We start from the raw sequence: 14,771 nt of genomic DNA on the forward strand, positions 1-14,771 counted from the left end.
TCCAAAGCGGGTGCAAATATAAAACGAGTTTTGCTCTCCAACCAAATAAAATTTAAAGAAATTTTAATTTAATTTTTAAAAGCTTTCACAACGCTTAAACCCTATCAGTAGTACTATCAATGAACTCTTACCCTCGTTTTGAAAGCGGCTGCAAACATACAACTACTTCTTCTTTCCAACCAAATTAAAATCATAAAAATTTTAATTTATTTTTTGAAGCAATTTCCGCTCAAAAGCCTTGTCATCAGTACTGTCAGTGAACATCCGCTTCCTCTGAAAGCGGCTGCAAATATACAGCTGTTTTTTAATTGCAGCCAAACTATTTCAACCTTTTTTTAGCAAAATTTTTAGATTTATTTTAAGTGGCTGAGCCTCAGTTATAAATTCCTGAAAAAACTTTACACCTCCTCCTTAGGATCTAAAACCTCTTGGTTACCTTAATATATATAGCCCTAATCCCCTATTCAAGATTTACGTTACATATATAATGGTATGTATTGTGCAAACAAACGTAACACCTTATCTTTGTTGCCTTCAAAAAGCGACTAAAATGATCAAGATTACTCTGCCCGATGGCAGCATTAAAGAATTCGAACAGGGAACCACTCCAATGCAGGTAGCAAAAAGCATTAGCGAGGGCCTTGCCAGAAATGTTATTTCAGCAAAATTCAATAATGAAACTGTTGAAACTTCAACACCATTAAATGAAGATGGTAATCTTGTTCTTTTTACCTGGAATGATGAAGAAGGTAAAAAAGCATTCTGGCATTCCAGTTCTCATATCATGGCACAGGCCATTCAGGACCTCTATCCACGTGCAAAATTAACCATAGGTCCAGCCATTGAGCGCGGATTCTATTATGATGTTGATTTTGGGGATCAAAAAATTTCTGATAACGATTTTAAAAAAATCGAAAACAGAATGCTGGAGATAGCCAGAGGGAAACATGATTTTAAACTTAGAGAAGTTTCCAAACAGGAAGCTTTGGATTTCTATAAGAAAGAAAACAACGATTTTAAGGTTGAATTAATTGAAAACCTTGAAGACGGCGAGATAACCTTCTGCGATCATGATACTTTTACCGACTTATGTCGTGGGGGTCACATCCCGAATACCGGTATCGTAAAGGCAGTGAAATTAATGAGTGTCGCCGGAGCATATTGGAGAGGCGACGAGAAGAACCCTCAGTTAACAAGAGTTTACGGTATTTCTTTTCCGAAGCAAAAAGAGCTTAAAGAATATCTTGAACTTCTGGAAGAAGCAAAGAAAAGAGATCACCGGAAGCTAGGGAAAGAATTGGAGCTTTTTACTTTTTCACAAAAAGTGGGACAGGGACTTCCGCTATGGCTTCCTAAAGGTGCTGCACTTAGAGAAAGACTTGAAAACTTTTTAAAGAAGGCCCAAAAGAAAGCCGGTTATGAAATGGTAGTGAGTCCTCATATTGGTAGCAAGGAGTTATATGTAACTTCTGGCCACTATGCAAAATATGGCGAGGATAGTTTCCAGCCAATTACCACTCCTAATGAAGGAGAAGAGTTCATGCTTAAACCTATGAACTGCCCTCACCATTGTGAAATGTATAATGCATCTTCATGGAGCTACCGGGATCTACCTAAAAGATTTGCTGAATTTGGTACAGTTTACAGATATGAGCAGAGTGGTGAATTACATGGTCTTACCCGTGTTCGCGGATTTACTCAGGATGATGCCCATATTTTCTGTATGCCGGAACAGCTGGATGAAGAATTTAAGAAAGTTATTGACCTTACCTTATATGTATTCTCATCTTTAGGATTTGAAAACTTTACCGCTCAGGTATCGCTTAGGGATCCGGATAATAAGGAAAAATATATAGGATCTGACGATGTTTGGGAAAAGGCAGAGAATGCGATCCTTTCTGCAGCCAAGGAGAAAGGTTTAAATTATGTAGTTGAAACCGGAGAGGCGGCATTTTATGGACCTAAATTAGACTTTATGGTTAAAGATGCCCTGGGAAGAAGCTGGCAACTTGGAACTATACAGGTTGACTACAATTTACCGGAAAGATTTGACCTGACATATAAAGGAAGTGACAATGAGTCACATCGACCTGTGATGATACACCGTGCTCCTTTTGGCAGTATGGAAAGGTTTATTGCTATACTTTTAGAACATACCGGTGGTAATTTTCCATTATGGTTGATGCCGGAGCAGGCTATTATTCTGTCTCTGAGTGAGAAATATGAAAAATACTCACAAAAAGTTTTAACTTTGCTTGAAAATCACGAAATTCGCGCCCTTGTTGACAACAGAAATGAAACTATTGGCAAGAAGATCAGGGAAGCTGAAGTAAACAAATTCCCATATATGCTGATAGTTGGAGAGCAGGAAGCCAAAGATGGTACGATTTCTGTACGTAGACACAGCGAAGGTGATTTAGGAACAATGAAGATTGAAGAATTTGCAAATTTGATTAATACAGAAATCAATAGTACCTTAAAGCCTTTTAAAACTGAAGTTTAATTAAAATTTTGAGCCATAGCTATACGTAGAAAAAAACCGAACAGGTTCGGTCGACAAAAAGAAGAACAACACCGAATCAACGAGAAGATCAAAGCAGACGAAGTACGCCTGGTTGGAGATAACGTGGAAATGGATGTTTATCCGGTAAAGAAAGCCCTTGCGATTGCAGAAGAACAAGGTCTTGATCTTGTAGAGATATCTCCAAACGCAAAACCGCCGGTTGTGAAAGTCATGGACTATAAGAAGTTTCTTTATGAACAAAAGAAACGTGAAAAGGCCATGAAAGCTAAAGCCAGCAAGGTGGTGGTAAAAGAAATTCGATTTGGTCCCAATACAGATGACCATGATTACGAATTCAAAAAGCGAAATGCTGAAAAATTCTTAAAGGACGGTGCTAAGCTAAAGGCTTTCGTATTTTTCAAAGGACGGTCAATCGTCTTTAAAGATAAAGGAGAGATCCTACTTTTAAGATTGGCTCAGGATCTTGAAGATTACGGTAAAGTAGAGCAAATGCCTAAGTTGGAAGGGAAACGAATGACTATGTTTTTATCTCCAACTAAGAAATCGAAATAAAGAGAATAAGAGAGTTAATTATAAAAAAAGGACAGCAATGCCTAAGATGAAAACTAAATCCAGTGCCAAGAAGCGTTTTAAGCTAACAGGTACAGGTAAGATTAAAAGAAAGCACGCGTTTAAGAGTCACATCTTAACAAAGAAGTCTAAGAAACGTAAGCTTGCCTTAACTCACAGTACTTTAGTACATGAAGCAGATGAGGCCAATGTCAAACTTCAACTACGTTTAAAGTAGATTGAAGCTCTTGAGGTTTAATTAATTAATTTCACCATGGAGTTGGGCAAAATCGAAAGATTTTAGAAGTGTCAAATTTTGACCGCCTGCTACAAAAAAATTTAAAAATATGCCAAGATCAGTAAACTCAGTTGCCAAAAGGGCACGTAGAAAAAAAGTTTTAAAGCAAGCAAAAGGTTATTTCGGACGTCGTAAAAACGTTTGGACTGTTGCTAAAAATGCGGTTGATAAAGCTATGCTTTATGCATACAGAGACCGTAAAGCTAAGAAACGAAACTTCCGTTCTTTATGGATTATGCGTATTAACGCTGCAGCCAGACAAGAAGGATTATCTTATTCTCAATTTATGGGGAAACTTAACGCCAGTGAAATTGGATTGAACCGTAAGGTTCTTGCCGATTTGGCGATGAATCACCCAGAGGCTTTCAAAGCAATTGTAGAAAAAGTAAAATAAACGATTACACTCTCTTATAAAAAAATCCCGCATATTGCGGGATTTTTTGTTTTTAAGCCTTTCGACCTTTGATCAGTTTCCTTATAGCTCCTTCAAGTTTTTCTACGGGTTCATCAAGGGAAGCATTAATAAGGTTTTTCCTTAAGTTTCCATACTTTGTGGAATTGGAATACCACAGAAAGAATGCATTTCCAGTATTATTATCCTGTAATAATCCAGGCAGAGAATCCATATATGACGCATAGGGTTTCTCATCCCTCCTGTTCATAAAGAAAATAATCGCTTCAGTGGATACCGCACTTGCCATTACTTTTGAAATATCTATATTCTCAAATACCGGATCAATCTCAACTTTCAACCGGCCATCGGTCATAAAAGTTTCCAAGATATGCTTAACGCCCGTAAAGCAATAAATCTTTAAAGTCACCTGGGAATTAACAGCAAGGTTATGTAGTTTGGTTAAAAGTGAATAAAAGCCCATTTCAAGTTCGGCATGTTCCGGGATTACAACCAGATATTTCGTTATATCCCGTGCAGATATATGAGGTTTATATATATAGATATTTACTTCGGAAGAATTTAATAAAGCTTCAGTAAACATTCCAAGATTAGTATCACCCTCACCGGCCCGGGTATGTAAACCCAGTACCAGATCTGTTATCTCATTCTCCTTGATTACAGCAGAAATTGCTTTGCTAACATTATCATCATATCTTATAATCCCTTCAAGTTTATTATTTGTTTTACCGGCAGCGGTTTTTGCATGTTCCAGCATTTTCACTGCTTTTAGCCGTGAATCACTTCCTTCTGAACTTGATACTATATTTAAGCCCATAAGTGATGTTTCTGAATTTTCAGATTGAAGTCTGGAGGCAAAATTTATAAGATCTTCTACATTATTTTCATTTTTAATAGGAATAAGAATCCGGGATTTTTCATCAGGGATATTTCCGGTTTCTTTCGCTTTTTCAGCCAATATTCCTCTTCCTGCCCTTTCTGTGGCAAAAGAAGCTACCGTACAGGTAAAGAGGATCATTAAAATAGTTCCGTTCAGTACTTCTTCATTCAGCAACCTGATAGGTAACCCGGCAGCTGTATATCCCAGGATTATATTATGGCCTATTAAAACTGCAGCTAAAGTTGCTGCCGCCTGTGCGTTGCTTAATCCAAAGATCATCAATCCTTCGTTAGAAGATAGCTTCATGGAATATTGCGCCAATTTTGCCGCGATGTATTTCCCTGTGGTTGCTATAAGAATCATTACTCCACCTACCTTTAAACTGCCTAAATCTGAAAAGAACAATTCATAATCGATAAGCATCCCAATTCCAATTAAAAAGAAGGGAATAAAAATCGCATTTCCAACAAACTCTACCTTGTCCATTAGCGGAGATTGTCGTGGGATCAATGAGTTTAAAGACAGGCCACACAAAAATGCACCTATAATTCCTTCAATTCCGGCAAGTTCAGAAAGAAAAGCAGCCAGAAATACCATGCTTAAAACAAAAATATACTGACTAACCGCATCAGATATTTTATTAAAAAACCATTTAGCTATTATAGGAAATAGATATAAAACGATTATGCTAAAAATAAGCACGGAGACTATAAGTCTTACCCAGAAAAAAAGATCCACTTCCCCCCTGCTCATCCCTACAATTACCGCAAGCACTAATAATGCAAGGGTATCTGTAATGATAGTACCACCTACGCTAATATTAACCGCAATATTCCTGCTAATACCTATTCGGCGAACCAATGGGTAGGCAATAAGCGTATGTGAGGCGAACATACTTGCCAACAATACAGAAGTGATAAGATTATATTCCAGCAAGTAAAGGCCGCCTAAAATCCCTAAAACCATGGGAATAGAAAATGTATACAAACCAAATAGCAAGCTTTTTGACCTGTTCTTTTTAAAATCACCTAAATCTATTTCCAGTCCCGCTAAAAACATGATATATAACAAACCGGCGGTTCCGGACAGGATAATTCCACTATCTCGTTCCAGCAGATTTAAACCATGGGGACCTATAAAAGCGCCGGCGATAATCAGGCCCAGGATTGCCGGTACTTTGACCTTATTCAGAAGAATAGGAATAATAAGAATGATGAGAAGAATAATGAGGAATTTAAGAACCGGATTGGTTAAGGGGAGGTTGAAATCCAAATATAAAAATTCCAGCATTTTAGTATGTTAGTTAGTTATGAAGCTGATTTGCCCCATGCAGTAAGCACTAGTTTCCTTGGTCCTCCATTATTTCGATGTTCCCCTAAATAAATTCCCTGCCAGGTTCCCAGGTTTGGTTTTCCTCCAGAAATTGGAATCTCGACTGAAGTTCCGGTAAGCGCAGATTTTATGTGGGCAGGCATGTCATCCGGCCCCTCCAGCGTATGTTTATAATAAGGCTGATTTTCCGGCACCATCTTATCAAAATGACTTTCAAAATCTTCTCTTACCGTAGGATCGGCATTTTCGTTTATCGCCAATCCGGCAGAAGTATGTTTTATAAAAACCTGCAAAACACCTATTTCAATTTTCTCTATTTCTGGAAACTGTTTTAAGATCTCCCGGGTAACCAAATGGAAACCTCTGGGTTTTGCTTCTAACTTTATTTCTTTTTGAAAAAACTCCATCTTTTAAATCTAGGTTTTTTGTTCTTTCTTCTTTGCTGCCGGGAATAGTACATTATTTAAAATTAGTCTATAGCCCGGCGAATTTGAATGTAATTCGAGTTCTGTTTTTGGATCACCAACTCTATGCTGATAATCTTCCGGATCATGACCTCCATAAAAGGTAAAAAAGCCTTTACCTTTTACTCCGTGAATATATCTTGCCTCTCCATTTAATTTGCTTTCACCCATTATTAAAACTCCAGGTTTAACAGTCTCCGGATCATAACTTGTGGTTTGTCCCATAAACCCTTTTACTAATCGGGTATGGTTTTGTGTTAACATGGTTGGCACCACATCCCATTTAGCAGAATAATCCATCAAAGTAAAATAATCACTTTCTTTTTTGATCTGTCTTTTTGCTGTCATATCGATACTGGAAAATTCATATACCAGCGGACTTCTTTCCAATTCAAAATTGTAAAAGGCGAAGGTTTTATTAAAGTCGATCTTTGCCTGATAGCCGGGTTCACTTGGATCGCCATCGAACATAGCTTCAGCAATATCAACTCCTTCAGCCGCGAGAGCAATGTCAAAGCTATCGGTCGCGCTGCACATGGCGAACATAAATCCTCCGCCAACTACATAATCCCGGATCTTTAATGCTACAGCCAGTTTTTCTTCAGAAACCTTTGAATAACCAAGTTCCTGAGCCAGGCGTTCAGCTTCTTTTTTATCTTCAATATACCAGGGAGCTGTTCTGAAGGTTCTGTAAAATTTCCCGTATTGCCCGGTAAAATCTTCATGGTGTAAATGCAACCAATCATAAAGCAGCAAGGCGTCATTTAAAACTTCCTTATCGTATATAATTTTATAAGGAATTTCGGCAAATGTGAGCGCCATGGTCACGGCATCATCCCAGGGTTTATTACCTGCTGGACTATAAACTGCAATTTTGGGCGCCTTTTCCAATGAGACCGCTTCCATATTTTTTGAAGGACTGCTAATTTCTTCCAGAATTCTTTCAGCATTAGTATCACTAATAATTTCGAAATCCACACCTCTAATCTGGCATTCCTTGCGTAAATCTTCAGTATCACTTATTAAAAAGGAACCTCCACGGTAATTCAGCAACCAATTGACGGAAAGCTGATCTTCCAGAGCAAAATAAACCAGACCATAAGCTTTCAAATGATTTCCCTGAGAATCGGCATCCATGGGAATCAAAATTTTTGATGCCTGAGAGGTAAAACTAATCAGCATAAAAAAAGAAAGCAGCAACATGGTTTTAATCATATTGCTGCTTTTATTTTTTTGAAATGAGGTACCGTAAGCTGTAATGTGCTTATAAAATTTAGAACGGTACGTCGCTATCATCATCATCGCTATTCATTGAGCTACCAAAAGCTTCATCGGCACTTGGATTTGGTAAGTTAAAATTCCCAAAGTCATCTCCATCTTTACTATTCATACTTGAAGGAATCTCAGATGGGAAGCTAAAGTCTTCTAAATTATCAAATTTACCTAGTTCCCCAATGAATTTAAGTCGGATATTTTCAAGTCCACCATTACGGTGTTTTGCCACGATAAATTCACCCTGACCCTGAGTAGGAGTTCTTTCTTCATCATCCCACTCCTCAATTTTATAATATTCCGGTCGGTAAATAAACGATACAATATCGGCATCCTGCTCGATCGCTCCGGATTCCCTAAGGTCAGAAAGCAGTGGTCGTTTACTTCCTCCACGGGTTTCCACCGCACGCGATAGCTGGGAAAGCGCAATTACCGGCACATTCAATTCTTTTGCCAGAGCTTTAAGGTTACGGGAAATTGTAGAAATTTCCTGCTCCCTGTTTCCTCCTTTTTGATTTCCTCCGGCAGTCATTAACTGAAGGTAATCGATAACGATCATTCTAATTCCATGTTGCGAAGCCAGACGTCGTGCTTTTGCTCTAAGGTCGAAAATGGAAAGGGATGGGGTATCATCGATAAATAAAGGAGCTTTTTCCAGATCCTTCACTTTTACGTTTAGCTGTTCCCATTCGTGCTGTTCCAGTTTTCCGGTCCTTAATTTTTCTGAAGAAAGTCCGGTTTCCGAAGATATCAAACGGGTTATAAGCTGTACCGAGGACATCTCCAGTGAGAAGAAAGCCACTGGAATTCCCTGATCTACAGCAATATTTCTGGCCATAGACAGGGTTAATGCTGTTTTACCCATACCCGGACGTGCTGCAACGATAATTAAATCTGAAGGCTGCCATCCTGAAGTTAGCTCATCAAGTTTATCAAACCCTGAAGGCACCCCACTTAAACCTTCTTTATTGGAAATTTCCTGAATTTTCTTCTTTGCCTGAATTACAAGACTCTGGGCAGTTTCAGTAGACCTTTTAATATTCCCCTGAGTTACTTCATAAAGTTTAGTCTCAGCAGAATCCAAAAGATCAAAAACATCTGCTCCTTCATCAAATGCTTCTTCAATAATTTCATTCGAAATTTTGATCAAACTCCTTTGAATATACTTCTGAAGTATGATACGCGCATGGAATTCAATATGCGCAGAACTGGATACTTTTTGAGTTAGCTGGATCAAATAGTAATCCCCGCCAACTTTATCAAAAACCTTATCTTTCTTAAGTTGGTTAGAAACGGTTAATAAGTCAATCGCCTCTGAAGCATCAAACAATTTTTTGATCGCGTCGTAAATGAGTTTATGACTGTTCTTATAGAAGGCTTCAGGGTTAAGAATATCAATGATCTCATCAACCCCTTTCTTATCAATCATCATCGCCCCCAGCACAACCTCTTCTAAATCAACGGCTTGCGGAGGAACTTTCCCTTTTTCTAAACTAACAACATTGGATTTTTTATAAGATATATTTTGAGGGGAGGTCATTTTTTCCATATAACGAAGGTAAATAATTTGTTAAGACAATCTTAAATAGAAAGATCGAGTTACTTAACAGGTAATCAACAAATTGCCTGTTAATAAGTATCTTTTTTTGTTAATAAGCCAAAAAAATCCGGATTTGTAATGCCCGGATTTTGTAACGATGGTGTATAAAATAAAGAACTTATCCTTTAAACACTCCCATGTCTAAATATTTATTCATTCTGTTTTCAACCAACACTTCTGGTGATAAGTTTTTAAATTCAGAATAAGCTTTGGAAATAGAATTTTTTACCGTATCAAACATCTCTTCACGGTTTCCATGTGCACCACCAAGAGGCTCTTTTACGATCTCATCTATAAGCTTTTGTTTCTTCATATCTATAGCCGTAAGTTTTAAAGCTTCAGCTGCAGTTTCCTTGTATTCCCAGCTACGCCATAAAATTGAAGAACAAGATTCCGGAGAGATCACAGAGTACCATGTATTTTCCAACATAAGTACTTTATCACCAACACCTATTCCTAAAGCTCCACCACTGGCTCCTTCACCAATAATAACCACGATAATAGGCACTTTTAAGCGGGTCATTTCCAGAATGTTTCTGGCTATGGCTTCTCCCTGGCCTCTTTCTTCTGCTTCCAATCCCGGATAAGCTCCAGGAGTATCCACGAAACAAACTACAGGCACACCAAACTTCTCTGCAGATTTCATAAGACGTAAAGCCTTTCTGTATCCTTCCGGATTTGCCATCCCGAAGTTTCTATATTGTCTGGTCTTGGTATTATAACCTTTTTGTTGTCCCACGAACATGAAACTCTGATCGTCTATTTTTCCAAGACCACCAATCATGGCTTTATCATCTTTCACATTTCTATCCCCGTGTAACTCAAGGAAGGTATCTCCGCAAATAGCATTGATGTAATCAAGAGTGTAAGGTCTGTTAGGATGTCTTGATAATTGCACCCTTTGCCACGGCGTCAGGTTCTTGTAGATCTCCTTTTTCTTTTCAACTAGCTTTTTCTCAATTTGCTTACATGTAGCAGTCACATCAACATCGCTCTCTTCTCCTATGTTACAAGCTTTTTCGTATTGATCTATTAGCTCTTTAATTGGTTGTTCAAAATCTAAATACTCCATACTGCTTATGGTAATTATTTTTTAATAGCTTACAAATATAACAACTTTGAAAGGATAGAATTGACCGATAAAGTTTAAATTTTCAGGGATTTTCTTAATTAGCGTTTAGCGCGGAACAGGAGCACGATTGCAAGGACTCCAAATACAATATTTGGAAACCAAACTGCGATCAAAGGTGAAAATGTAGATTGCTCGGCCATGGTTCCAAACACCTTGTCAAAGAATATAAATACAAAGGCAAGGGAAATTCCCACGGCAAGGTTTACACCCATCCCACCTCTTCGTTTAAAGGAAGATACCGCAACTGCAATTATGGTAAGTATAAAAGCTGAAATTGGGATACTCCATCTTTTATAAGCCACTACGAGATACCGGTTAATATTTCCGGAGCCACGTCTCTTTTCTTTTTCGATGAACTCATTAAGTTCAGTGTAATTGAGTGTTTCAGCTATATAAGATTCCGGAGTAAGTTCATCAAATTCAAAAGGCAGAATGGTATCCAGAGTTCTTAAGAAGATGATACTGTCTCCTCTTTCTCCAATGATACGTTTATCAACTCTGTTTAGTTTATAGATACTATCCTCTTCATCATACCTTAAATTAGAAGCACTTATCTTGAACTTAAGTTCATTATCCTCAAAATGCTCCAGAGTAAAATTTCTTGCAGATTTGGAACTTGGCTGAAAGTGACTGGCATAGATATACTCATTATCGTTGATCTGCCGGTACACATCACTGGTTTCCTGGGTTTGCTCTCCTCGTTTTAAATACTGGTATTTGAATTCGTTAAATCCTTTACTTGCCTGAGGAGCCAGATACATAGCCATGATCAATGCTCCCACGCAAACGATAGTAGCTCCAATAAGATAGGGTCTTAGAAATCTATAGAAAGAAACACCACTACTTAAAAAGGCCACAATTTCTGTATTCATCGCCAGTTTGGAGGTAAACCAAATCACAGATAGAAACAGAAAGATTGGAAATAACAGGTTGGCAAAATAGATGGTAAAATCAAGATAATAATTAGCAACCTCAATAAAAGGCACTTCATTATCCAGGATCTTATCAATCTTTTCGGCAAGGTTTACGGTAATACCAATTGGAATAAAAAGGACCAGCATCATGGTGAACGTGCCCAGATACCTTTTTAATATATACCAGTCAAGAATCTTCAAATTCTAAAATTATAAACGTTTATCCATTTGCTTCACCATCTTGTCTTTCCATTGCGGGAAGTCTCCGGCTAAGATATGTTTTCTTGCTTCTCTTGTCAACCAGAGGTAAAAGCTTAGGTTATGAATACTCGCAATTTGCCTGCCAAGCATCTCGTTCACTGTAAATAAATGTCGAACATAAGCTTTTGAATACTGTGAATCCACAAAACTCACCCCTTCCGGATCTATAGGTGAAAAATCATCGGCCCATTTCTTATTCTTAATATTGATCGTTCCGTGAGAGGTAAACAACATCCCGTTTCTACCATTTCTGGTTGGCATCACACAATCGAACATATCAATTCCAAGCGCAATATTCTCAAGTATATTAATAGGAGTTCCTACCCCCATCAGGTAGCGAGGTTTATCTTCTGGTAAAATTTCAGTAACCACCTCGGTCATGGCATACATCTCTTCTGCCGGTTCTCCTACTGAAAGTCCACCAATGGCATTTCCTAATGCGCCTGCATTTGCAATATATTCCGCAGATTGTCTTCTTAGATCTTTATAAGTACTTCCCTGAACAATGGGAAACAAAGTTTGTTTATAATCATATAATTCCGGTGTCTTTTCAAGATGATTAATACATCTGTCCAGCCAGCGGTGCGTCATGTGCATGGAACGCTTTGCGTAATTATAGTCACATGGATAAGGAGTACATTCATCAAAAGCCATAATGATATCGGCTCCAATGGCTCTCTGGATTTCCATAACATTTTCTGGCGTAAAAGTATGGTAAGAACCATCAATATGAGATTTGAATTTTACCCCTTCCTCTTTAATTTTTCTTCGTGCCGAAAGGGAATAGACCTGATAACCTCCACTATCGGTCAAAATATTCCTATCCCAATTCATGAATTTATGAAGCCCTCCCGCTTTTTTAAGGATTTCGGTTTGGGGTCTCAAATAGAGATGATAGGTATTTCCAAGAATGATATCGGGATTGATATCATCTTTTAATTCATTTTGGTGTACCCCTTTTACAGTTCCAACCGTTCCAACGGGCATAAAAATAGGGGTTTCAATTTCCCCATGATCTGTAGTAATCTTTCCTGCTCTTGCTCTACTACCGGTATCGGTAGTTAAAAGTTCAAATTCCATAATTATGTTTAATCGCAGCAAAGATACTCAACTAAATGTCAAATGGAAGGACTCATATGCTTAAGCCTGTTAGTATTTTACCCAAAAAGTTAATAACTGCCCATTACTTGCTTTGCCAAAGCTTTTTAAAAAGTTATTTTTGCGACGATAAAACAACACAATTTAAAATGCCAAACATCAACGAATTACAAGATTTTGCTACTCAGGTCCGCAGAGATATTCTAAGGCAGGTTCATAAAGTGAATTCGGGACATCCCGGAGGATCATTGGGCTGTACGGAATTCTTTACTGCTCTATACCAGGAGGTAATGGAATACAACACCAATTTTGATATGGACGGAAAAGGTGAAGACCTGTTCTTCCTTTCAAATGGTCATATTTCTCCTGTTTATTATAGTGTACTTGCAAGAAGCGGGTATTTTCCGGTAGAAGAATTGAATACTTTTAGACTTATAGATTCAAGATTACAGGGTCATCCAACAACTCATGAAGGATTACCGGGAATTAGAATCGCTTCCGGATCTCTTGGACAGGGAATGAGTGTTGCTTTAGGCGCTGCTCAAACCAAAAAGCTGAACAACGACAAGCATATCGTCTATTCACTTCACGGAGATGGAGAACTTCAGGAAGGCCAAAACTGGGAAGCGATCATGTACGCTGCAGGGAATAAAGTTGATAACATTATTTCTACGATAGATCTAAACGGGCAGCAGATAGATGGTAGCACAGAGAATGTTTTACCTCTTGGAAATCTAAAAGCTAAATTTGAAGCTTTTGGATGGGATGTAATGGAAATCGAAAATGGAAATGACATCGAGCAGGTGATAAATGGTCTTAAAGAGGCCAAATCCAGAACCGGAAAAGGAAAACCGGTTTGTATATTAATGACTACAGTAATGGGCCATGGCGTAGATTTTATGATGCATACGCACGCATGGCACGGGAAAGCTCCAAATGATGAGCAATTAGAGAAAGGACTTTCTCAGAATCCTGAAACTTTAGGTGATTACTAAATTCCAAACTGTAATTCGTTAATAACAAAATTTAGAAGACAATGAAAGAATATAAAAATACAGGAAGCAAGGATACAAGATCCGGTTTTGGAGATGGGCTTACCGAGCTTGGAAAAACCAATGAAAATGTAGTTGCTCTTTGCGCCGATCTTACCGGTTCATTAAAAATGGACGATTTTAAAGCCAACCATCCGGAACGTTTTTTCCAGGTTGGAATTGCTGAAGCCAATATGATTGGAATGGCAGCGGGGATGACCATAGGGGGAAAAATTCCTTTTACCGGTACTTTCGCAAATTTCGCTACAGGTAGAGTGTATGATCAGATCCGTCAAAGTGTAGCTTATTCCGGGAAGAATGTTAAGATCTGTGCCAGCCATGCTGGTGTAACTTTAGGAGAAGACGGGGCTACTCACCAGATCCTGGAAGATCTTGGCTTAATGAAAATGTTACCGGGAATGACGGTAATCAACACCTGTGATTACAATCAAACCAAAGCGGCTACCATCGCCATTGCAGAACATGATGGCCCGGTTTACCTTCGCTTTGGAAGACCAAAAGTGGCTAATTTCACTCCGGAAGATCAAAAGTTCGAGATTGGAAAAGCTGTAAAATTATATGAAGGAACCGATGTAACCATCATCGCTACCGGACATTTAGTTTGGGAAGCTGTTCAGGCAGCAGTTGAATTAAATGAAAAAGGTATCAGCGCTGAAGTGATCAATATTCACACCATTAAACCTCTTGATGAAGAAGCGATCATCACCTCAGCTAAGAAAACAGGATGTGTTGTAACCGCAGAGGAGCATAATTTCCTGGGAGGACTTGGAGAAAGTGTAGCAAGAACCCTTGCTGAAAACCACCCAACACCTCAGGAATTCGTGGCAACAAAAGATACTTTTGGTGAAAGTGGAACTCCGGCACAATTAATGGATAAGTATGGACTGAATGCTGCGGCAATTGTCAAAGCATCAGAGAAAGTTTTGAAACGCAAATAACTTACTGAATTCCAGTATAATTAAGGCCTTTCAGGAGAATTTCTG

The 14,771-nt window shown here is 38.4% G+C and carries 13 protein-coding genes; 6 read left to right on the top strand and 7 right to left on the bottom strand.

All coding sequences use genetic code 11. The features are described from left to right. The first annotated feature begins 550 nt into the window (after window positions 1-550). The 4 genes from thrS to rplT all read left to right on the top strand — a co-directional run bounded on the left by thrS (window position 551) and on the right by rplT (window position 3,765). On the top strand, window positions 551-2,503 hold the full coding sequence (thrS, locus tag ACNKXV_RS11950) for a threonine--tRNA ligase (RefSeq protein WP_417907970.1): 1,953 nt from the start codon (window positions 551-553) through the stop codon (window positions 2,501-2,503). A gap of 21 nt (window positions 2,504-2,524) precedes the next feature. Continuing rightward, the gene (infC, locus tag ACNKXV_RS11955) at window positions 2,525-3,076 is read left to right on the top strand and encodes a translation initiation factor IF-3 (RefSeq protein WP_417908147.1); all 552 of its coding nucleotides are present in this window, start codon (window positions 2,525-2,527) and stop codon (window positions 3,074-3,076) included. Between the two features lie 37 nt (window positions 3,077-3,113). Then, window positions 3,114-3,311, top strand: a complete 198-nt coding sequence (gene rpmI, locus ACNKXV_RS11960) for a 50S ribosomal protein L35 (RefSeq protein WP_417907971.1) — start codon at window positions 3,114-3,116, stop codon at window positions 3,309-3,311. 109 nt (window positions 3,312-3,420) lie between these two features. After that, complete coding sequence (gene rplT / locus ACNKXV_RS11965) at window positions 3,421-3,765, top strand: 50S ribosomal protein L20 (RefSeq protein WP_417907972.1); 345 nt, start codon at window positions 3,421-3,423, stop codon at window positions 3,763-3,765. Between the two features lie 52 nt (window positions 3,766-3,817). Here rplT and ACNKXV_RS11970 read toward each other — a convergent pair whose 3' ends face one another. From ACNKXV_RS11970 to tgt, 7 genes are all read right to left on the bottom strand, one after another. Continuing rightward, on the bottom strand, window positions 3,818-5,953 hold the full coding sequence (locus ACNKXV_RS11970; protein ID WP_417907973.1) for a cation:proton antiporter: 2,136 nt from the start codon (window positions 5,951-5,953) through the stop codon (window positions 3,818-3,820). 17 nt (window positions 5,954-5,970) lie between these two features. After that, window positions 5,971-6,402 (bottom strand): secondary thiamine-phosphate synthase enzyme YjbQ, encoded by a 432-nt coding sequence (locus ACNKXV_RS11975; protein ID WP_417907974.1) that lies wholly within the window; start codon window positions 6,400-6,402, stop codon window positions 5,971-5,973. A 9-nt stretch (window positions 6,403-6,411) separates the two neighbouring features. Then, the gene (locus ACNKXV_RS11980) at window positions 6,412-7,674 is read right to left on the bottom strand and encodes an asparagine synthetase B (protein ID WP_417907975.1); all 1,263 of its coding nucleotides are present in this window, start codon (window positions 7,672-7,674) and stop codon (window positions 6,412-6,414) included. A gap of 58 nt (window positions 7,675-7,732) precedes the next feature. Then, a complete protein-coding gene (gene dnaB / locus ACNKXV_RS11985) occupies window positions 7,733-9,280 on the bottom strand; it encodes a replicative DNA helicase (protein ID WP_417907976.1) in 1,548 nt (515 codons plus the stop codon). Between the two features lie 169 nt (window positions 9,281-9,449). Beyond that, window positions 9,450-10,403 carry an acetyl-CoA carboxylase carboxyltransferase subunit alpha gene (locus ACNKXV_RS11990; RefSeq protein WP_417907977.1) on the bottom strand — a complete coding sequence of 318 codons (954 nt, stop codon included), beginning with the start codon at window positions 10,401-10,403 and terminating at the stop codon, window positions 9,450-9,452. A gap of 98 nt (window positions 10,404-10,501) precedes the next feature. After that, window positions 10,502-11,578, bottom strand: coding sequence for an LptF/LptG family permease (locus ACNKXV_RS11995; protein WP_417907978.1), 1,077 nt, complete (start codon window positions 11,576-11,578; stop codon window positions 10,502-10,504). Between the two features lie 9 nt (window positions 11,579-11,587). Beyond that, the gene (gene tgt / locus ACNKXV_RS12000; RefSeq protein WP_417907979.1) at window positions 11,588-12,718 is read right to left on the bottom strand and encodes a tRNA guanosine(34) transglycosylase Tgt; all 1,131 of its coding nucleotides are present in this window, start codon (window positions 12,716-12,718) and stop codon (window positions 11,588-11,590) included. 167 nt (window positions 12,719-12,885) lie between these two features. Between tgt and ACNKXV_RS12005 the strand changes: the two genes are divergently transcribed. Together ACNKXV_RS12005 and ACNKXV_RS12010 are read left to right on the top strand one after the other, a co-directional pair. Next, window positions 12,886-13,731: a transketolase gene (locus ACNKXV_RS12005; protein WP_417907980.1), complete on the top strand. Its 846-nt coding sequence runs from the start codon at window positions 12,886-12,888 to the stop codon at window positions 13,729-13,731. 41 nt (window positions 13,732-13,772) lie between these two features. Further along, entirely contained in the window at window positions 13,773-14,726 is a 954-nt protein-coding gene (locus ACNKXV_RS12010; RefSeq protein WP_417907981.1) for a transketolase family protein, read from the top strand. Window positions 14,727-14,771: the final 45 nt, after the last annotated feature.

It is taken from the genome of Christiangramia aquimixticola, assembly GCF_048285835.1.
Classification (GTDB): domain Bacteria; phylum Bacteroidota; class Bacteroidia; order Flavobacteriales; family Flavobacteriaceae; genus Christiangramia; species Christiangramia aquimixticola.